General features: G+C 55.0%; 15 protein-coding genes. 12 read left to right on the forward strand and 3 right to left on the reverse strand.

Going from position 1 to position 20,929, the window contains the following annotated elements; translation table 11 throughout:
• Positions 1-624: 624 nt before the first annotated feature.
• Both VMF88_02410 and VMF88_02415 read right to left on the reverse strand, forming a co-directional pair.
• On the reverse strand, positions 625-1,758 hold the full coding sequence (locus tag VMF88_02410) for a DUF5009 domain-containing protein (GenBank protein ID HTY09902.1): 1,134 nt from the start codon (positions 1,756-1,758) through the stop codon (positions 625-627).
• Positions 1,759-1,776: 18 nt separating this feature from the next.
• Positions 1,777-3,177, reverse strand: a complete 1,401-nt coding sequence (locus tag VMF88_02415; GenBank protein ID HTY09903.1) for an alpha-amylase family glycosyl hydrolase — start codon at positions 3,175-3,177, stop codon at positions 1,777-1,779.
• 354 nt (positions 3,178-3,531) lie between these two features.
• Between VMF88_02415 and VMF88_02420 the strand changes: the two genes are divergently transcribed.
• The 8 genes from VMF88_02420 (at position 3,532) to VMF88_02455 (ending at position 15,384) form a co-directional block, all read left to right on the forward strand.
• Positions 3,532-3,912 (forward strand): cytochrome c, encoded by a 381-nt coding sequence (locus tag VMF88_02420; GenBank protein HTY09904.1) that lies wholly within the window; start codon positions 3,532-3,534, stop codon positions 3,910-3,912.
• A 171-nt stretch (positions 3,913-4,083) separates the two neighbouring features.
• Positions 4,084-5,931 (forward strand): translational GTPase TypA, encoded by a 1,848-nt coding sequence (gene typA / locus VMF88_02425; GenBank protein HTY09905.1) that lies wholly within the window; start codon positions 4,084-4,086, stop codon positions 5,929-5,931.
• 202 nt (positions 5,932-6,133) lie between these two features.
• Complete coding sequence (locus tag VMF88_02430) at positions 6,134-7,291, forward strand: PP2C family protein-serine/threonine phosphatase (GenBank protein ID HTY09906.1); 1,158 nt, start codon at positions 6,134-6,136, stop codon at positions 7,289-7,291.
• A gap of 166 nt (positions 7,292-7,457) precedes the next feature.
• On the forward strand, positions 7,458-8,225 hold the full coding sequence (locus VMF88_02435) for a hypothetical protein (protein HTY09907.1): 768 nt from the start codon (positions 7,458-7,460) through the stop codon (positions 8,223-8,225).
• A gap of 164 nt (positions 8,226-8,389) precedes the next feature.
• Positions 8,390-10,597 (forward strand): transferrin receptor-like dimerization domain-containing protein, encoded by a 2,208-nt coding sequence (locus VMF88_02440; protein HTY09908.1) that lies wholly within the window; start codon positions 8,390-8,392, stop codon positions 10,595-10,597.
• Positions 10,594-11,925 carry an amidohydrolase family protein gene (locus VMF88_02445; GenBank protein HTY09909.1) on the forward strand — a complete coding sequence of 444 codons (1,332 nt, stop codon included), beginning with the start codon at positions 10,594-10,596 and terminating at the stop codon, positions 11,923-11,925. Before VMF88_02440 ends, VMF88_02445 begins: the two co-directional genes overlap by 4 nt.
• A gap of 56 nt (positions 11,926-11,981) precedes the next feature.
• Positions 11,982-12,611 carry a deoxynucleoside kinase gene (locus tag VMF88_02450; protein HTY09910.1) on the forward strand — a complete coding sequence of 210 codons (630 nt, stop codon included), beginning with the start codon at positions 11,982-11,984 and terminating at the stop codon, positions 12,609-12,611.
• A gap of 46 nt (positions 12,612-12,657) precedes the next feature.
• Positions 12,658-15,384 (forward strand): hypothetical protein, encoded by a 2,727-nt coding sequence (locus tag VMF88_02455; protein HTY09911.1) that lies wholly within the window; start codon positions 12,658-12,660, stop codon positions 15,382-15,384.
• Positions 15,385-15,398: 14 nt separating this feature from the next.
• Here the strand turns inward: VMF88_02455 and VMF88_02460 are convergent, their stop codons facing one another.
• The gene (locus tag VMF88_02460; protein ID HTY09912.1) at positions 15,399-17,057 is read right to left on the reverse strand and encodes a S41 family peptidase; all 1,659 of its coding nucleotides are present in this window, start codon (positions 17,055-17,057) and stop codon (positions 15,399-15,401) included.
• 203 nt (positions 17,058-17,260) lie between these two features.
• Between VMF88_02460 and VMF88_02465 the strand changes: the two genes are divergently transcribed.
• The 4 genes from VMF88_02465 to VMF88_02480 are packed head-to-tail and all read left to right on the forward strand — an operon-like array spanning position 17,261 to position 20,735.
• Positions 17,261-17,680 carry a vitamin K epoxide reductase family protein gene (locus VMF88_02465; protein ID HTY09913.1) on the forward strand — a complete coding sequence of 140 codons (420 nt, stop codon included), beginning with the start codon at positions 17,261-17,263 and terminating at the stop codon, positions 17,678-17,680.
• A 16-nt stretch (positions 17,681-17,696) separates the two neighbouring features.
• Complete coding sequence (locus tag VMF88_02470) at positions 17,697-18,248, forward strand: hypothetical protein (GenBank protein HTY09914.1); 552 nt, start codon at positions 17,697-17,699, stop codon at positions 18,246-18,248.
• A 33-nt stretch (positions 18,249-18,281) separates the two neighbouring features.
• A complete protein-coding gene (locus tag VMF88_02475) occupies positions 18,282-19,814 on the forward strand; it encodes a GMC family oxidoreductase (GenBank protein ID HTY09915.1) in 1,533 nt (510 codons plus the stop codon).
• 45 nt (positions 19,815-19,859) lie between these two features.
• Positions 19,860-20,735 (forward strand): alpha/beta hydrolase, encoded by an 876-nt coding sequence (locus tag VMF88_02480; protein HTY09916.1) that lies wholly within the window; start codon positions 19,860-19,862, stop codon positions 20,733-20,735.
• Positions 20,736-20,929: the final 194 nt, after the last annotated feature.

A 20,929-nucleotide genomic window follows, 5' to 3' on the forward strand; every position in this document is an offset into this window, starting at 1 on the left:
AAGGATCCCTTCGGGGAAAATCGTAACGCGCGGATTCAATCCCAGCCGCACCCCCGCCAATTTCGGTGCGAACAAGTTTTTCGAACATCATCATATGGAATTTTTGCACCGAAATTGGAACCCTTCGATTGAATCCTTCCCCCCGCGCGCACCCGACGATTTCGAAACGCAATCAAAAAGCTGGTGAAATTTCAAGCGAGGAATCGGCGGGTATGTGCGTTGGGCGCGATGCGCGCGTTAAGAAAACGGCAAGCTGTGAGTTGGCATGAGGGGCCGTTTTCTTGGGCATGTGCGAAGGAAAGCATCGCGAGGGTTCCGATTCCGAGAGGCTCTTCCCGCTTTCCAAAATTATGAAAGGCGGGATCCCGTAAAGTGGGACTTTGCTTCTTTCTCTGGCTACAGAGAAAGAAGACGGGTCTGGCAAAATTCAAACTGAGACACTACAGAGTCCTGAGCGCTGATACGGTTCCACATTTGAAGCGTTTGGGTAAGGGTTCTCTCGTTCCAAATCTCCGATTGGGAGCGAAGTGAAAATCTTCCCGAAAGACAAGTTACCGAAGCCGCTCCCAAACTGAGTTTGGGAGCGAGAGGCAAACCGCAACACTGCCCGGTCCTGCAAAAACCTCATACCCGGAGAAACCATTTCCGTTTCCACAGGATCCACGCGAGGGAAAAAATGAACAGCAGGTAACAGATCGCGAACAGCAGCGATGCGTTCACCGGACTTGCCAGCGGAACGAAAATGGAGTTGAAAATAAATTCCTGAAGCGAAATTTCCGACCCGTCGGGCCGCTTCCAGACGATGACCGAATCGTACAGTTTTCCGAACCACTCCGAAAAAACGTACACCGCGATCGCATTCATTCCGAATACGATGAACGGCTTCGCCCACCGCGAATATCCTTTGACGTCGATGAGCCAGTAAAATGTCGCAAAGCAACTCAGCGCCATCCCCGCCATAAAGATACTGTATGAGGAGGTCCAGATGCTCTTGTTGATGGGAAGCCACATGTCGAGGATCGCGCCGGCAAGAAGAAGAAAATTTCCCGCGACAAACATCCATGCCGCTTTCTCTTCTTTGGAATGTTCCGAGCGGAGCAATCGTCCGGTCAGCACTCCGAAGACCGCCGTTGCGATCGCGGGGAGTGTGCTCACGATGCCCTCAGGGTCCCATGATTTTGTCTGCCCCCACATGTGCCCCGAAAGGACCAGAGAATCAACATAGGCCGATAGGTTTCGCCCCCGCTCTAAAACGCCGGCGCCGATTCCCGGAACAGGAATAAGCTTCATCATCAGCCAGTACGAGACAAGCAATCCGATCAACCAGTAGAGCTGGACGCGGACGCTTTTTGCATAGAGGACAAGGAGCGAGGCTGCGAAATAACAGATGGCTATGCGCGGAAGGACGCCTAAAATTCTGATCGTGGAAAGATCAAAATAAGGAAAACCGGCGAGGAACAAGCCGAGGCCCCAGATGATGAGCGCGCGGCGCGTGACCTGGAGGAGGAGCGATTTTTTCGAATCTCCCCTTTCCTGCCGGCGGCCGAGCGATAGCGTTATTGCAACGCCAACGATCCATAAAAAGAAGGGGAAGATCATATCGGTGAACGTCCATCCGTTCCACGCCGAATGTTCGAGCTGCGGATAGATGGCGCCCCACGTTCCGGGGTTGTTGACGAGGATCATTCCGGCGATCGTTGCCCCGCGAAAAGCGTCGAGAGAGACAAGCCGGTTCTGCTGTGGTACGGTTGTCGTCATAGCGATAGAGGAAAATTCTTATTCGATGCGAAAAACGCGAAAACCCGTTGCGGGAATTTTGACAGGAATTTCTTTGGATGAAGGGACGGCAGACGTTGTCGCCTGTTTGGTGAAGATGTCGGTCAAGGTGATGCTGCTGCCCGAAACCGGAACGACCGAAGAAAGATCGAGCGTGCCGGTAAATTCGCTTGCGCCGGCGTTGAAAGCAACGAGCAATCTGCTCGCTCCGGCGATGCGCGTGAATGCATAGACGCGCTTTGTCTCGGAAGAAGGAATTCTTGCCATTGCTCCCTCCGTCAACGCAGGTTCTTTCTTCCTGAGGTCGAAAAGCGTCGTGTAAAGTTCCCTGAACTCTTCGCCGTCCTTCCAGTCGATCGGGATTTTTTCAAACAGCTTCAGCCGCGTCGGGCTGCCGACCTCCTGGCCGTTATACAAAAGCGGAATTCCCGGGAGCGTGTTGACGAGCACCGCCGCCAGCTTGGCTCCGCTGACCCCGTATTTGACGACATCGGGAGCGTCCCATGCGTTCTCATCATGGTTCGAGCTGAATCGCATGCGGAGGGAGCCTCGCGGAAAGCACCGCCGCTCTGTATTGAGCACCGTGTCGAGGGAGAGCACCGATATTTTTCCGCTGATGAGAGGGCCGAGCAGGCCGTGCGTATTCCATCCGTACGAAGCGTCGAATGCCTTCAGATGATGTTTGGGATACGTTCCCTCGGCGAGCATCATGATCGGTTTGATGCTGTCGAGTGCGGCGCGCGCGGATTCCCAAAAATCCGTCGGGACCATTTCGGCGACGTCGCAACGGAACCCATCGACGCCGATATCGCGTACCCAATACTTCATCATGTCGGTCATGTATGTGCGGAGGCCCGGCTGCGAATAGTCGAGGTCGGCAACGTCCGTCCAGTCGGGATTCGGCGGCACGATCTTCCCGGCGCTGTCTTTTGTGAACCATTCAGGATGTTGTTTGATGAGCTTGCTGTCCCACGCGGTGTGGTTTGCAACCAGGTCGATGATAAGATGGAAACCAAGCTTGTGTGCGGCGGCGACGAGGCTTTTAAAATCGTCCAGCGTCCCGAATTCCGGGTTGATGCCGTAATAATCCTGCACCGAATACTGGCTGCCGAGAGGTCCCTTGCGGTTCAGCACGCCGACCGGATGGATCGGCATGATCCACAAAATTGTTACGCCGAGTCTTTTTAGCCCGGGGAGCCCCTTTTCGATGCCGGCGAAAGTTCCTTCCGGAGAGAACGAGCGGGTATTGATCTCATAAATGATCCCGCTGCGCACCCAGTCTTCGGAGTGCCGGGCTTGCTCGTCGCCGAGCACCTGGCTTCGCGCCGGGTCGGATGTCTGCGAGTAGGTCAATGAAGGAATTCCAAAAAGAATCAGGAGGATGAAGAAACGTTTATTCATAGTGCCGAAACGGAAGATGGTTGCAGTTGCCCTACGCCGTGCGGGAGGCAAAGTAGTGAAACTCAAAGTAGGATGCAAACAAAATGAAGCGCCGTTCGGGAGCATCCGAACTTGAGAGGGAGAGTTCTAAATGACTTCGGCGGCCATGTTGGGCAAGCCCTTTTTTCTCTCATTCCCATCGGAGATCCGGAACGAGAGTGGAAATTCTCGGACCGTAACACCGCCGACCGATTCAATTCCTTGAAACTCTGTCGCGAAATTTTTATTTTGGCATAGACAAACAATAACGCACGAACTTCGCCGCATCTTGTGACCCGGTTTTCATCTTTAGTCCGTTTGATCCTCCTTTGTCTAATGACGTTTTCCTGCAGCTCGCGCCGGGGCTCCCAGGACAGACCGATCGAGCCAAAGCTCTCTTCCATCCAAAAAGAAATATTTGATGAGAGCTGCAACGCTCCGTCGTGTCACGGCAGCGGAAAAAAGGGAAACCTGAGCCTGGTCAAAGGGAATTCATTTACGCAGCTCGTCGGCGTTGGAAGCACGATGGATAAGAAAAATCTCCCGCAATTTCTCAGGGTGAAACCGGGAAATCCCGATTCAAGCTTCCTGGTTGTAAAGCTCATCGCCCCGGATAGCAGTCAGGGGGAGATCATGCCGAAGGGAGCCGACAAGCTGACGCAGAACGAAATAGATGCCATCCGCCGATGGATTCTCAGCGGCGCTCCGGATAATTGAGGGGAATTTTCTGAGTTTGGGAGCGGGAGGTGAAATTCTCAAACAGCAATGCTCCCCGCCGCCTTGGATTCAAGGAAAATTTTCGCTATATTAATCAAGAATTAAACGCTTCGAACACTTGCAGGGGCGACACATTGTCGCCCCTACGGTTTTTAATCAGGGCTTGACCCTATGGCGCAACGAGAAGACATACGCAACATCGCGATCATCGCCCACGTGGACCATGGAAAAACCACGCTCGTTGACCAGCTGCTTCGCCAGACCGGAACGTTCCGCGAGAACCAGGTCGTGGCGACGCGCGTTATGGATTCGAACGACCTTGAGAAAGAGCGGGGCATCACCATCCTGGCGAAGAATACGTCGGTCTTCTACAAGCCGAAAACTTCCAAGTCGAAGGTAAAGATCAACATCGTCGATACGCCGGGACACTCCGACTTCAGCGGCGAGGTTGAACGCACCTTGAAAATGGTGGACGGCGTACTGCTCCTCGTCGACGCCGCAGAGGGACCGCTTCCCGGTACAAAATTCGTCCTGAAAAAATCACTCGACCTACACCTTCAACCGATCGTCGTTATTAATAAGATCGACCGGAAGGACGCGCGGCCGCATGAAGTGCTGGACGAGGTCTTCGAACTTTTCCTTTCGCTCGGCGCCACCGACAAGCAATTGGATTTCCCGACGATCTATTCCATATCGAAACAAGGGATCGCGAAAACGGAGCTCGATCAGGAGAGCAACAGCCTCGAGCCGTTGTTCGAAGCGATCATCCAGAAAGTCCCGGCGCCGGAGGGGGACACCGGCGGCCCATTCCAGATGCTCGTCACCACCATCGACTACAATGATTATCTCGGCCGGCTCGGCATCGGAAAAATTTCGCGGGGAACCATCAGTTTCGGTTCGCCGATGAAGATCATCCATCGCGACGGCGCGGCGGAAAATGCGCGCGTCACGAAGATCTATACGTTCGAAGGGTTGAAGCGCGTTGAAACGCAGCAGGCAAGCGCCGGCGACATCATCGCGATCGCGGGGATGGAGGATGTCGACATCGGTGAAACGATCGCCGATGCGGCCGACCCGACGCCGCTTCCGTTCGTCGCGATTGAAGAACCGACGATCTCCATGAATTTTGTCGTGAACAATTCCCCCTTTGCCGGACAGGAAGGGAAGTACGTCACGACGAGAAATCTGGGCGAGCGTCTGGCGCGCGAGCTCCGCTCGAACGTGAGTCTTCGCGTTGAGCTGACCGATTCTCCCGATGTCTTCCGCGTCAGCGGCCGGGGAGAGCTCCATCTTTCCGTATTGATCGAGAATATGAGGCGCGAGGGATACGAGATGCAGGTCTCACGTCCCGAGGTCATCTACAAGAATATCGCCGACGTTCTCTGCGAGCCGATGGAACATGTGATCATCGACGTGCCGGACGAATTCGTCGGCACGGTGATCGAGAATCTCGGCCGCCGCAAGGGAGAGATGAAGAATATGATCTCCTCGAACGGCAACACGAGGCTGGAATTCTTCGTCCCCTCGCGCGGGCTGATCGGTTTCCGGAACGAGTTCATGACGCAGACGAAAGGCACGGGAATTCTTCACCATCTCTTCCACGGCTACGAGCCGTTCAAGGGGGAATTAGAACACCGGACCAAAGGAGCGCTCATCGCGATGGAATCGGGCGAAGCGGTCGCGTACGGAATGTGGAAACTGCAGGAGCGTTCGACCTTCTTCATCGAGCCGGGGACCCGCGTCTATACCGGAATGGTCGTCGGCGAAAATTCGCGGGAGCACGACATGACGGTCAATGTCTGCAAATCGAAACAGCTGACCAATATGCGCGCCTCCGGTTCCGACGAAGCTGTCCGGCTCGAGCCGCCGCACATCATGACGCTGGAGCAGGCGATCGAATGGATCGGCGACGACGAGTATGTTGAAGTAACGCCGAAGTCTATTCGCCTCCGAAAAAAGATCCTCGATGCCAACGAGCGCAACCGCGCCTCGAAGAAGAAGGTTGAAACGGAGGAGTAGGCAAACCGATTTCCCGGTGTCACCCCCTGAGCGGAGACAATTCCGGGGGTTAAAAATCACGAAATACCTCCCAGCTGTTTGCGATTCGTTCCCCATTCCCCTATATTGCCGCAACAGAATGAGCTCTTCTTCCGTATCTCAACAACGTTAAACGGGTGAAGCCATGCCGCACAGACCGTCTCCCAGAAATTTTTGGAAAACAATGGAACAAAAAGACCTCCGGCGTCTCGCCATCGCCGTCTTCTTTTTGTTCGGTACGATCGGCCCCCTCAGCATGCTGATGGACCCCGGGGTTCTACCGGGATCGTGGTTCATGCTTGCCTACCTTACCGTGATGTCGGGGGCCCTCTCCGCGTGCATCATTTTATTTATCAGGAAGCCCGTGCTCTTTGTCATCACCCTTGTTCTCATCACCGGGGCAATGAGCACCGAGCACCAAGTCGAGCAACTTCTTTTTGGGAGGCTCGAGGAAGCGAGGATCCTGACCGCAAACCATCTTTTCACGTTCACGCAGCAGGAGATCGACCGCATCGAATTTCGCCGCCCGGTGTACGGCATCATCGCGATCTTTCTCCTCTCGATTGGCTACAGCTTTTTTATAAGCGCGATCGGCGGGGAGATCATGAAACGGACTCGCCTGGAAACGGAAGTCTCCGTTGCGCGCTCCATCCAAAAATCTCTGCAGCCCGAAACGGCGTTCAAGACCGACTGGTGCGAGGCGGCGGGAGTGACGGTGCCGGCCACGGAGGTCGGCGGCGATTACTATGATATGATCAAGCTCTCCGACGACGCGGTCGTCATTGCGATCGCCGACGTCTCGGGGCACGGCGTTGGCGCGGGAATACTTTCTGCGATGACGAAGAGCGCATTCCATACCGAGCTCCGCCACACCACAGCGCCGGCGGAGTTGATGTTCAATTTGAACAACGCCGTGTATCAGGTGACCGACAAAAAGATGTTCGTTTCTTTCGCCCTTCTTGTACTCGACAGGCGGACGATGACGGCGCATGTCACGACGGCCGGACATCCGCCGGTCTTCCTCGTTCAAAAATCGGACGGCGCGATCAAAGAGCTTCGCACGCCGAATCTTGCGCTGGCGATACAGGCTTCAACGCAATTCACCGAACAAACCGTTCACTGCGGCAGCGGCGATATGTTCGTTCTCTATACCGACGGGATCACCGAAGCGGCAAACGATAAAGGGGAACAATTCGGCGCCGACAAGTTGAAAGAGTTGATCAGCAATACCGAACGCGGTTCGTCGGAGGCGCTGAGCAATTCGATCATCGCATCCGTTCGGACATTCACGGTAAAAAAAGAATTTGCAGATGACGCGACGATCGTCGTTGTCCGCGTCTGAACCGTAAGCGTTTTAACCCGCCGCTCTAGAAAAATTCTCCGGTTGTTACCCAAGTCGAGAGATTGTGCAATCATCTTCTTCTAAATCTCCTTGATTTTGCCTCCCAGTTTACAAATCTTTGAGAAGCTCTTTACTCTCGTCTATATTTTTTTCCAAGGATACTTGTATGAAACTTAAATTTACGTTTATAGGAGTCGTCGTTGCTGTCTTTGCAGTTTTCTTTTGGGGATGCAGTTCTGAATCGCAAGACCCGGTCTCAAGCGCCGGCGGCTATGGAGGAGGAAAAGAGAACGCAAAAGTTCTCTATAAAAGCATTCCTGCTCCTGCGAATGTCACCGCGGCCGTTAACGGTTCGACCGTGACAGTATCGTGGGACACTGTGACGACAGCGATGGACTATCATCTCATCGTCCTGTCGGGAACGAACACGTATGTTGATACGATCATTGCATCGCCGCAGTTTGTCTTGACGAATGTGCCATCCGGCACGTATACGGTGACCGTGGCAGCAATTCTTTCAGGGATCCCGGAGGGGACCGCATCGACGCCGATCTCGTTCACGCTGAGTTCAGTGGCTCCGCCCACCGTTACCGTCAAAGCGCTCCCCGTCCCGTTATGCACGCGAAACGGAGAATGGGTAATGGTGGTCTTTAGCGGCGTCGTCGTGAATTCACAGGGGGGCGCAAGCTACCAGCTGATCGATGAGTTCGGACAAGTTCATTACACGGGAACAGTTGCCGCCGGACCGTATGCGGTGAAGCTATCGTTGAAGGACAGAAATCCCTGGTTTGACCGCGATGTGCGGCAATATACTTTTATCATCACCGCCGCCAATTCTGCCGGAACGGCGCAGGCGTCAGTCACGGTGAAGATTCCCCTCGACAAAAATTTTCCCGACCGCCGGGATAAAGACGGCTGGGACGACCGCCGCTGATCCGCTTACGGAGTATTAAAGAAAGGCGGGATCGAAATCGGTCTCGCCTTTTTTCATCTCCCGCCTTGAATGTTAGAGCAAGAAAGCTGATATTCCCTGTCGCAATGCCGGCATACGCCGGCATTTGCTTCCCGCCGTTTGAAAAATTGTCATTGGAGGAAGGAATGAGGCGCGCAGTTGTTGCTTTTCTTACTGTTGTTTGCTTTGGCGTTGTCTTTTCTCAAACGGAGCGCGAGTGGGAGGAAAAATTCTGCGCGCTTCCGAAGCCCGAAAATATGCGGGAGTACATGAGAAAACTTTCAGCCCGCCCTCATCACGTCGGCTCCCCGTATGACAAAGAGAATGCTGAATGGATCCTCTCCAAGTTTACAGAGTGGGGGCTTGACGCACACATTGAAACGTTCGAAGTACTTTTCCCCACCCCGAAAGCGCGCGAGGTCGAGCTCGTTGCGCCGACGAAATTTTCTGCGTTACTTCGCGAACCGGCCGTCCCTGAAGATCCGACATCGAACCAAAGCGACGAACAGCTTCCGACCTACAACGCGTATTCCATAGACGGCGACGTTACGGCGCCGCTGGTGTATGTGAACTACGGCGTACCGGACGATTATGAGAAACTCGACCGGATGGGAATTTCCGTGAAGGGCTGCATTGTCATAACCCGTTACGGCGGATCGTGGAGGGGGATCAAGCCGAAGGTCGCCGCAGAGCACGGAGCGGTCGGCTGTCTTATCTACTCCGACCCCTCGGGCGACGGTTACAACAACGGCGACACATTTCCGAAAGGGGCATACCGTCCCCCCGACGGCGTTCAGCGGGGAAGCGTCATGGATATGCCGGTCTATCCCGGCGACCCGCTTACTCCCGGCATCGGCGCAACACCCGGTGCAAAACGTCTCGCGCTGAAGGATGTTCAGGTCTTGACAAAAATTCCCGTACTGCCGATTTCGTACGCCGACGCGCAGCCGCTGCTTGCAGCGCTGAACGGACCGGTGGCTCCTCCGGAATGGCGCGGCGCTCTTGCGATCACCTACCATGTCGGCCCGGGAGAGGCCAAGGTTCACCTTAAGGCGGAATTCAATTGGGATCAAAAAAAGATCTACGATGTCGTCGCAAAGATCCCGGGCGCTGAGTTTCCCGACCAGTGGATCATCAGAGGAAATCACCACGACGCCTGGGTCAACGGCGCCGACGACCCTCTCTCCGGACAAATATCGCTCCTTGAAGAAGCGCGGGCGTTGGGCGAGCTTTTGAAGGAGGGATGGAAGCCGAAACGGACCATCGTCTATTGCGCGTGGGACGGCGAGGAAGAAGGATTGCTCGGGTCGACCGAATGGGTCGAAACGCACGCCGACGAGCTTCAGCAGAAAGGGGTCGTCTACCTGAACTCCGATTCAAACGAGCGCGGCTACCTTTACGTCGGCGGATCGCATTCCCTTGAAAGATTCATCAACGGCGTCATGCGCGATATCACCGACCCGGAAAAAAATATTTCTGTCTGGAGGCGCCAGTACCTTGCGCAGATCGCTCACGCGTCTTCGCCGGACGAGCGCCGGGATATCCGTGGGCGCGCGGACCTGAAGATCAGCGCGCTCGGGTCCGGTTCCGACTACAGCGCGTTCATCGACCATATCGGCATCGCTTCGCTGAATCTTGGTTTCGGCGGGGAAGACGGCGGCGGAGTGTACCATTCGGTCTACGATGATTTCTATTATTACACGCATTTTTCCGATACGTCGTTCGTCTACGGACGAGCATTGGCACAGACGGTCGGAACGGCCGTCCTTCGATTGGCGGATACGGGCCTGCTCCCGTATGCGTTTACGAATTTTTCCGAGACAGTGAGAAAATATTTGGATGAATTGCAAAAACTCGCGAGAAGTAAACAGGAAGATATCCGCGAGCGTAACAGGGAAATTGATGAAGGAGTCTTTACGGCAACGGCGGACCCGAAGATCAAATCTGTCCCGCCCGCAAAAGAAGAACTTCCCCCGTACCTGAATTTCGCCCCCCTGCAAAACGCCGTTGACATCCTGTCGAGATCCGCGGAGCGTTACGATAAAGCGGCAGCCGGGATCAATAAAGAAAAATCGGCATCCTTCAAGACGATCAATGATAAACTGATCGTAACCGAGCGGAAGCTGACATCGGCCGACGGTCTCCCCGGACGCCCGTGGTTCAAGCACCAGATCTACGCCCCCGGACTTTACACCGGATACGGCGTAAAGACGATCCCCGCTGTACGCGAAGCCATCGAACAGCAGCAATGGAAGATGGCGGACGAGCAGATCTCAAAGGTCGCGCAGGTCATAGAAGCGGAAGCGTCGGTGATCGATTCGGCGGCGGCAGAACTTGAAAAACTTTCACAATGAAGAATATTCCTTCAAAGAGCCGCATCTGCGTTCATAAAGCGATTGCATCCATTGCGGTTCTCGCTTTTGTTTTCTCCGCGAAAACCCTCTCCCAACAGGTCACCGCCATTCGCTGCGGCAGGCTCATCGACGGCAAGTCCGATGCGCCAATTGATGGCGCAGTGATCCTTGTTGAGGGGAACAAAATCGCGAGGGTTGGGCAAAACATTTCCATCCCCGGCAATGCGGTCGTCATTGACCTTTCGGGCGCTACCGTCCTTCCCGGACTCATCGATGCGCACACACATGTGCTGTTGCAGGGGGATATTACGGAAGAAGACTATGCGGATCAGATCTTGAAGGAATCTGTTCCTTATCGGACGCTTCGGGCGACAGTTTCGTGCAGGACCGCGCTTATGCACGGATTCACGACGATCCGCGACCTTGAAAGCGAAGGAGCAATGTACGCCGACGTTGACCTAAAGAAAGCGATCAACAACGGTATTATCGACGGTCCGCGAATGTTTGTCGCCACGCGCGCTATCAACACCACCGGTCATTATCCGCTGCGCAACAGCGCGTACGCGTGGGAGCTCTCGATGCCCAAAGGAGTACAGGAGATCACCGGTGCCGATGAAGCGCGGCGTGCAGTGCGAGAACAAATTTCGTATGGCGCTGACTGGGTCAAGGTGTACGCCGACCGGGGCTATTATCGTTTGCCCGACGGAACATTTCGCGGTCTCCCCAATTTTTCTCAGGACGAGATCAACGCCATCGGCGATGAAGTGCGATTGGAACATAAAAAATTTGCGGCGCACGCCGTGACCCGCGACGGCATTATCTCTGCGGTGAATGCAGGAGCAAGCTCCATTGAGCACGGGTTTGGAATGGATGATGAATGCATAGCGCTGTTGGCGGCAAAAGGCGTGTACTGGTGTCCGACCATCTATGTCAACGTTTGGGTCGCCGAAGGAAGAGCTGCGGCTGGAAATCCGATCAACAGATCCTTCAATCAGGCGCTGCCCGTTGTTTTCGCCAAGGCATTGAAAGCCGGGGTAAAGATCGTGTTCGGCACCGATGTCGGCGGATTTGGGTGGACCGAGAACGAGGCGAAAGAATTCTCTTACATGGTAAAATTCGGGATGTCGCCGATGCAGGCCATTAAATCTGCGACAACCATGGCTGCCGACCTCCTGGACATGTCCGGCACGCTCGGCGAGATCTCTCCCGGCGCCTTCGCCGATATCGTCGCCGTGAACGGCGACCCGTTAAAGGATATTTCTCTCCTTGAAAAGGTCTCATTCGTGATGAAGGACGGAAAAGTGTACAAGAAAGGATCCTCACAATAGCGGCAAAAAAATCTCATGCGCAGTACACCCGCTGAATATTATCATGGAATTCCTTTATGACCACCCCACAGAAGAAATCATTCGTCGCCGTTGCGGGCAATATCGGCTCCGGCAAGTCGTCCCTCACCACCATGCTCGGGAAAGAGTTCGCGTGGAAGCCATACTTCGAATCTGTCGAAGATAATCCGTACCTGGCGGATTTTTACGGGGACATGAAACGGTGGTCGTTTCACCTCCAGATCTATTTTCTCTCGCACCGGTTCACCAACCACAAAGAGATCGTCGAATCGCCGGACTCGGTGATCCAGGATCGCTCGATCTACGAGGACGCCGAAATTTTCGCGCGCAATCTTCATGAGATCGGGAACATGGATAAACGCGATTACGAAAATTATGTCGCGCTCTACCATGTCATGACGGAATACCTGCGCCCCCCGGACCTGATGATCTACCTTCGTGCTTCCGTGGACACGCTGAAGCAGCAGATTCAGAAACGGGGGCGGACCTACGAGCAAAGCATCAAGCGGGAATATCTCGAACAGCTCAACCGCCATTACGAATCGTGGATCGGCAATTATAAGCTCGGCCCCCTGCTCGTCGTCGAGAGCGATGACCTTGATTTCGTTCACAATGAGAAAGACTTTCGCTACGTTAAGAAACTTGTCGGCGACAGGCTTGCAGGGTAGAATTTCCCGGCGCACACCGAATTCGAAGAGGATGGATATTCATTAAATGGAACCGATCACGGAACAGACTGCGCACATCCGTCAGGCCCTTGCGGAGGAGTTGAAAGCCCGGAGCGTGTTTCCGAAGAAGGCGGTCCTGGCGCACGGCGTTCGCATGCTGCGGCTGGAGGAGAGCGCTGTGTACCGATTCGAAGCGCCGGAAAATTTTCTCTTTGAACCGGCGCTCACCGCACAATGCACCCTCGGCACGAACCTTCAGCTCTCGTTTCCGGCGGTCATCGCGGAGGTCCATCATCAATTCGTATTTTTTCTCCTCCCTCTTGATGCGGGGGAATTGATTTCCGAAATGACGTGCGAATGGAATCCCTCCGAGGAGATCGAACTCCTTGCGAAACGGTACGAAACGATCCAGCCGAAGGAAATCGTCACGCGCCTAATTCACCGCGGGCTTGCGGACAATGTCCGGCCGACACCGAAAGAACCGATCTTCCCGTCCACCTTTTCCGAGTCCCAGCGAAACGCCGTAAAAAAATCGCTTGCCCGGAAAATCTCGTTCGTCATCGGCGAGCGGAAGCGGGGGAAAACCGGGGTTGCCTCTTCATTAATGCTCAACGCTCTCCGGGAAGGCAGAAGAGTTTTGTATCTCACCCCTTCATCGGGCGGGCTGCATGACTCCATGGAAGAACTTGTTGCGCTGAATGCAGCTGTGGCCGAAGAATCGGTCGTTGTGATCGATTCAGGCATCCGTCTCCTTTCGGCGCTGCCGATGCCGCTGTATTCGATGAAGGGGAGCGGCTCCGGTGTGAACGGCGAAGGAGTGAGAAAGCTCGTCACGATGATCGCCGCCGAGCATGAGTACGACCGGGTTGCCTCTTTGATAAAACGGCGGGATGAAAAACAACGGCAGATAGAGGATGCGACGGCGGAAGCAGAAGAGCTGAAAATACGGCTGCAGCAGCTCCAGGGGGCATCGATGCTCGAGCGGATGAAGCAGGGGATTTCGAAGGCCGATATCGATGCGGCGCAGGGGCAGCTTCAGGACAAACTTGCGCTCGTTGTTCGTCTCAGAGAGCACGCGGCAACATTGTTGAAAGAACAGTACAAGAAGGAAATGCAGCTCCCCGTTTCGCTGAAAGAAAAAAAAGAGGTCGAAAAACTCGCAGCGACAAAACTTTCGCTGCAGCAGACATACCCCCCGGACAGTGCATCGGCCCGGTGCCTCGCAACGACGCTTCACGAAGCGCTGAAATTGGAGCGGGGACAGCTCGGGGCGTTCGACGTGGTCTGTATCGACGACGCGCATGCGCTGAACCTTGCCGAATTTTTTTGGGCCGCCTCGCTTGCGGAAGGGCAATGCTTCATCCTCGCCGACATTACCGAGCAGCCGCCCCAGTCGGTCTGCCAGCTCGGGCCGGCGAAAAAATGGCTTCAAAAAAATTATTTTACGTTCTACCAGCAGGAAGAGAGCGAACACAAACGGTTCACCCTCCAGTCACTGCCGGAAAATACGGCCTGTGAATTGAACGATCCGGCCTATCCGGCGTCGGCGTTTGAAGCATGTCTCGTTTCGGCGCTGAACGGAACGCCGGTCCCGCAGGGAATGAAAGGGAGAATTTTTTTCATCGGCACCGACGATCAACGCGGCACGTCGCTTCAATACCTGGGGAAAAAGAAAATACTTCCGTACAACGACGCCAGCGCAAAGCGCGTCGTCGAATGCATCAAACACGCCCTTGTGAACGGCACGACAACACAGTCGGATATTCTGATCGTCGCGCCCGCCAGCGGACAGGTGACCTATTTGCGCGAGGTCCTGAGGGCCAATCAAATGAACGACGTCGAAATTGCGGCGCTCGGGTCCATTCGGCTCTGCACGAAGCGCACCGTTATATTCGATACCACCGTAGCCGGCCTTGATTTTACCCTCCGTTCACTCGACGACAAAAAATCAGGGATCGTCCGCGTAGCGGACACATTCAACACGCTTCTCTCAACCGTCGGCGAGGACCTTTACGTGATCGCCGACCTTCAGCACTTCAGCGCGTTGTATAAGGACCGGTTCATCACAACGCTGCTCGGGATTTTCAAGGCACGGTCAGAGCCGATCGGCAACATCCTCAACGGCGCGCGCCGCTACGATGAGTTTCCCCCTGAGATCCGAAAAGCAGTGCTGGAGGCGAAGGCGGAGGAAAAGCAATCGGCGGACTATAAGACGAAGCTTGAGCGGGCAAAGCAGTCGGCCCAGGCCGGAACGCAGCAGTCGATCGCCGTTGCGGAGAGGAAGCTCAAGAATGATGTCCGCTCGGTCACCCTGCGCGTGCTCGCGAAGCGCGAGGTGATCAATGTTGTCGCGCAGTACCTGGAAGGGTTCCCTCTTTACAAGACAACGGCCGAGACCGCAAAGTGCTCCGCCCTTTTGCCGGAGGTGGAATGCCAGAATGAGAACGATTTCAAGAGCGTCATGGATATGTGGAATCTTTTGATTTACGAGTCATCCAGCGCACAGAAGGTGGATCATCCGCTGGCGTCGAAAGCCAAGGTCGACGCAAAGATCTCCAACGACATCCAGGATATTTACATGTACTACCATTCTGACGTTGAATTTGTCGTCGAGGTGGGAAAACACAAACTCGCGCAGAGCATCCAGAAGATCTTCAACGATTGCATCGGGAAAAAACCGGTCACGCCGACCGACTGGATGAACGCCTACCTTGTCTTTTTGGGGAGGATGGAAAAATACCTCGAGACAGTCAACAACCAAATCAGGGCGTAAGAGACGCCGGCCTCTTAACGGTGTTTTTTTTCAGGGGCAAGGAGCGCGACGTATACTTTTTTTGAAGCGAGCAGCTTTGCCGCCGCCTGCACCTGGACGTCCGATTCAAGCGATGCCTTGATCCTTCCTTTATCGCCGGCATACCGGCCGACAATTTCCTCGCGGAGTTCTTCGCGGAGTTCGTCCGCATGCCGCGCGAATGCACTCGCGCGTTCTTTCTGAAGCTGCTCTCCGACGGCGTCGAGCGAAGGGGTCAGCGCATCCCCGTAATTTTCTTTCGCGACCGCATCCTTCAGCTCCGAAAACTTCTCTTCGGCATCGTCCTTGAAGTCGAACTTCTTTTCTTTGACATACGACTCGAATTGCCTCAGCAGAGCGTCGTCAACGGTGAAATCTCCGCTGCCGTCGGGATGCTGGGAGACATAGTGCGTTGCGAACATGAAGAACATCGCCCGCTGGATCAGCTCTTGCGCGAGCGCGCTGTGTTCCGCATCGGGGATCGTCGAGTCGGGGGTGATGCCGCCGGCGTCGAGAAATTGCCTGCCGTGTTTTGTGGCGAACTCATGGCGCAGGCTGTCGGGCGTCACAAGAAAGACTCCGTCGCTGTTCTTATGCCGGTAGTCGATCTCCTGGATGCTTCGTCCGCTCGGCGTGTAATAGCGTGCCGTCGTGATCTTCAGCGACGTGTTGTAGCCGAGCTGCGTCACGGTCTGCACCAGCCCCTTGCCAAACGACCGTGTGCCGATCAGAATGCCGCGGTCGAGGTCCTGGATCGCTCCGGCGACGATCTCGCTGGCGCTTGCGCTGTTCTTGTTGATGAGGACGGCAAGCGGAATATCGCCGGCGATCGGATCGTCGGGGACGACGTACGTTTTTTCATCGTCGCTTCTCCGTCCCTTCGTCGTGACGATCGTGCTTCCTTTCGGGTTGAACTGGCTGACGATGTCGACGGCGGCTTCGAGCAATCCTCCCGGGTTGTTGCGCAGGTCGAGGATCACGCCGCGGAGGTCCCCCTTCGCCTTCAATTCCCGCAATGCTTGATGGACTTCGTCGCCGGCGCGGCGCGAGAACCGTTCGAGACGGATGTACCCGATGCCGTTGCCGATGTACCCGGAATAGGTCACGTTGTTGACCTGGATCTCTTCGCGCACAAGGACGAAGTCAAGCGGCTCCTTTTCTCCCTCGCGTTCGACCTTCATCTTTACCTCGGTCCCGGGCTCACCGCGCACCATGCTCCGCACGGAATCGGGGTTCGTGTTGAAGATTTTCTGCCCGTCGATCTCAATGATCCGGTCGCCGGCGCGGATCCCCTGCTTCTGCGCGGAATAACCGTCCATGGGAGCGATGACGATGATGTAGCCGTCGCGCGTGCCGATGGAAATGCCAACGCCCCCGTACTCCCCGTGGGTGATGAGATCGATCTCTTCCCCCTCTTTGTCTCCGTAGAAAACGGTGTACGGGTCGAGCGTTTCTAGCATGCCGTCGATCCCGGCGTGCATGAATTTTTCGGGGTCTATTTCGTCGACATAGTTCATGGTGATTTCTTTGTAGACCTGGGCGAACTCATCCATGTTCTTGTTGATCTTGAGGTAGATGTTGTCGTTGACGAAGAACCCAAGTCCGAGCCCGGCAATGATGCCGACGAGCATCCACAGCCCAACGTTCTTTTTCATGCAGCGATCCTTTTGTGGTACGTAATTCTGTTGACGGTAAACGGCGCCCCTGGTATGAAGTATAACACACGACCGGTCGATAAAGTTTTGACCGCTCTCAATAAAGAGACAAAGCAATATACGAAAAGTTTATTCAATGCCGCCGTTTTCCAGCGAAAGCCGGCGTCATTTGATTCTCGGTCGAATGATTCATACTTTCAAGCATGGTTGAGATGCTTCTATGTTCGTGTGCACTTGCCGGCCTCGGAATCTCATCGTACTTTTCACTGGTGTATTATCGTCTGGTTGAAGCGGACAGTAAATGGATCCCCTTGTTTTGCAGAATGGAGCGGACGGCGTGTCTCCGGATTCTGGACGCGACGGAGGCGAGAGTGCTCGGCATCCCGAACAGCATCCTCGGCATGATCTACTACGGCGCGATTCTTTTCGTCCCAATCCGCGGGTTTGAGATGCCGTTCCTTATTGCGTCCCTGCTGTCCGTCGGGCTGGGACTGTATCTCGTCCTTGCGCTCGTCTACCGGCTGAAGACACACTGCCCGCTTTGTTACACGGCGCACGGAATCAATCTCGTGATCGCAAATCTCTTTATCGTACGGACAATGCAGCTCTATTCGATCCTGTAACCATCGCCGTCTTCTCATGACCGCCAGCGCTTCACGAAGAAGTTTCCTCAAAAAAACGTTGTTCGGCATCGCCGCACTTTCTGCGGCAAAATTTCTTCCTTTCGAAAACGCGTACGCCGCCGTCTCTGAAACCGGGCAGCCGCTGAAATTCTTCTCGCCGATGGAATTTCTGATCATGAAAAATGTCGCCGCCCGCATCGTCGGTGATCCGGCGGACGGGCATCCAGGCACCGACGTCATCAACGTTTCCCTCAGGGCGGACGCATTTCTTGCGGATGCCGAGCCGGAAATTCAGGATCAATTTCATCAATTATTGACGGTCTTCAACGGGGCCCTCTTCGCCTTTCTTTTCGATTTTCGCTTCTCAAGTTTCGTGGAGATGTCCCCCTCCGACCAGGATGCCTATTTGCACAGCTGGATGACAAGCACGCTCTCCTTCCGCCGCACGGCATTCCAGGCTCTCAAGCGCGTCAGCCTCAGCTTGTTCTACACCGACAGCCGCTCCTGGGATGAAGTTCACTACGACGGAATGTTCCTGCCGTGGGAAAGAGCCGGCGGCAACAAATAGCTATGGAATCTCTGCCGTGAAACGAACGATACGATGATCATCCAATCGAAAGATATTTCAAAGCCTGTCCGTGAAAGCGCCGACGTCTGCATCATCGGCTCCGGATGCGGCGGAGGCGCGAGCGCGAAAGTTCTGGCCGAAGCGGGCAAAAAAGTCATCGTTCTTGAGGAGGGGGGATACTTTACGAGCGGCGATTTCGATATGACGGAACAAACCGCCTATCAGAATCTCTACCGCGAGCGCGCGGGGCAGGCGACGGGCGACCTTGCCGTGACCGTGCTGCAGGGGAAATGCATCGGCGGAAGCTCTACGGTCAACTGGACGACGTCGCTGCGAACCCCCGATTTTGTCCTCGAGAAGTGGGCAAAGACATTTGACGTGCGCGGACTTTCGTCGAAGGACCTCGAGCCGTATTTTGAGAGGATCGAAAAATATCTCAACGTGCACGTCGAACCGGAGGAATATCACAATCCGAACAACCGCATCATTCTCGACGGCGCGCGGAAGCTCGGTTACCATGCAGAGGCATCCGGCAGGAATACGCGCGACTGTAAGAGGGCCGGAGCATGCGGGCTCGGCTGTCCGTTCGACGCGAAGCTCTCCGTGAATGTAACATACATCCCCGATGCGGTGAAAGCGGGAGCAGCGGTCTTTGCAAATTTCTGCGCCGATGAGATCGACGTCAGCGGACGCCTTAAACGGGTATTCGGCTCCGTCGTCGATCAATCCGCCCAGAAAGTAAAAACGGACTTCATTATCGAAGCGCCGGTTGTCATCGTTGCGGCAAGCGCCATCCATTCGCCGGCGCTGCTGCTCCGCTCGGGACTCGCCAACTCCAGCGGCGAGGTCGGCAACCATTTGACATTCCATCTCACCTCGGCCGTGCTTGGCGTGTATGACCGCATTATCTATCCGGCTGGCGGCATACCGCAGTCGGCGCTGTGCAGCGAGTTCCTCAACAAGAATAAGGACGGGGGCGGTTTCTGGATCGAAGCCGTTCCGGTCTACCCGACCCTTGCAAGCCTCGCAATTCCCGGATTCGGCAATGCGCACAAAGAATTGATGAGGAAATATCCGAACATAGGAGCTTCGATCGTCCTGGTGAAAGAAATAGATTCGGAGGGATCGGTGACGCTGAATAGCTACGGTCGTCCGTCTATTTCGTATGAAGCCGGCGGACGGGACCTTGGTTATCTGAAGGAAGGATTGAACGTTGCCGCGAAAATTCACTTTGCTGCGGGAGCAAAACGGGTCATGACGCTTCATTCACAAAAAATGGAATTTTCGTCCCCCGCAGAAATCGACAGCGCTCTCGCGAACGCTGAATGGGGGGCGAATGAAATCGCGCTTTACAGCGCCCATCCGCTCGGCACCTGCCGGATGGCCGAACATCCGCTCCAATCGGTGGTGGACTCTCATTGTGAAACCCACGACGTCAGGGGATTGTTTGTCATCGACGGAAGCGTAACGCCGACATCTCTTGGCGTGAACCCGCAGATGACCATCCTCGCGATCGCGGAGAAGAGTGCCGAATGGATCGCCGAGAACAGATTGAAGACGATGTAAAAAAGCCGCCAGAACCCCTCATATCAGCCAAGAACAAGTTCCTCCATGAAAAACCATACATTCGTCCGGATCGCCTTTTTGTTCCTCTCAGCTTTTTTCATTCCTCAAAGCGCAGCGTTTGCGCAGGCGACATATTTCGTCGTCCCGCTTTGGGAAAACGGAGCCCCCGGTTTCGAGTCCCGCCGCAACGAGCCGGAAATCTCGAAAGACTGGTGGGTGAAGAACATCCACAATCCATCGCTCATGGTCTATTTGCCGGAAAAGGAAAAAGCGAACGGCGCTGCGGTCGTTGTGTGTCCCGGCGGCGGACACAGCCAGCTCGTGATCAATCCCGAAGGGCGCGACCCGGCAATGTACTTGAACGGCCTTGGCGTGACGGCGATTGTGCTCAAGTACAGGCTGATTCGAGAGGAAAATTCTCCATACACAATGGATCATGTAAAGCAGGACGTGTATAGAGCGATGCGAATGGTGCGGAGCCATGCGAAGGAGTGGAACATCGACCCATCGCGCATCGGCATCCTCGGCTTCTCTGCCGGCGGAGAGGTTGCCGCGCTTGTCGCATACGCCGGCGGTTCGGGTGACCCGAACGCTCCCGATCCGGTCGATCGGTTAAATGCAAAACCGAATTTCCAGATGCTCGTCTATCCGGGGCCGAATGGGATCCCCGACGTCGTTCCGCCGGATGCTCCCCCTGCGTTCATGGTCGCCGCAAACGACGATGAGTGCTGTTCGGAACCGATCGTAAAACTGATTCAAAGATACAGAGCGGCGAGAGTACCGATGGAAGCGCATCTCTACGCGCAGGGGAAACATGCGTTCAACATGGGGGATCGTTCGCAGTTGAACTCGATCAAAACGTGGCCGCAGCGGATGGCGGACTGGCTGAGCGACAACGGCTGGCTGACGGCAAAGAAATAGATCGCATTCTTTTTGGCAGAGAGTCCATCGACGCTGTTCTTTCAATGATTTCTGCCGCTTGAATTTCCAGATGCAGCCGATATGAAGGCGCACGATCCGATCGCGCAGCGTGAAGAACAGCGGCGGATCAAACTCTTCGTTTTACCCGGCAAAAGCCCCGCTTTAACATCGTTCTCTCCTTGAATTTCGTCCGG

Source organism: Bacteroidota bacterium, assembly GCA_035506275.1.
Taxonomy (GTDB): Bacteria; Bacteroidota; Ignavibacteria; order UBA10030; family UBA8401; genus JAGVPT01.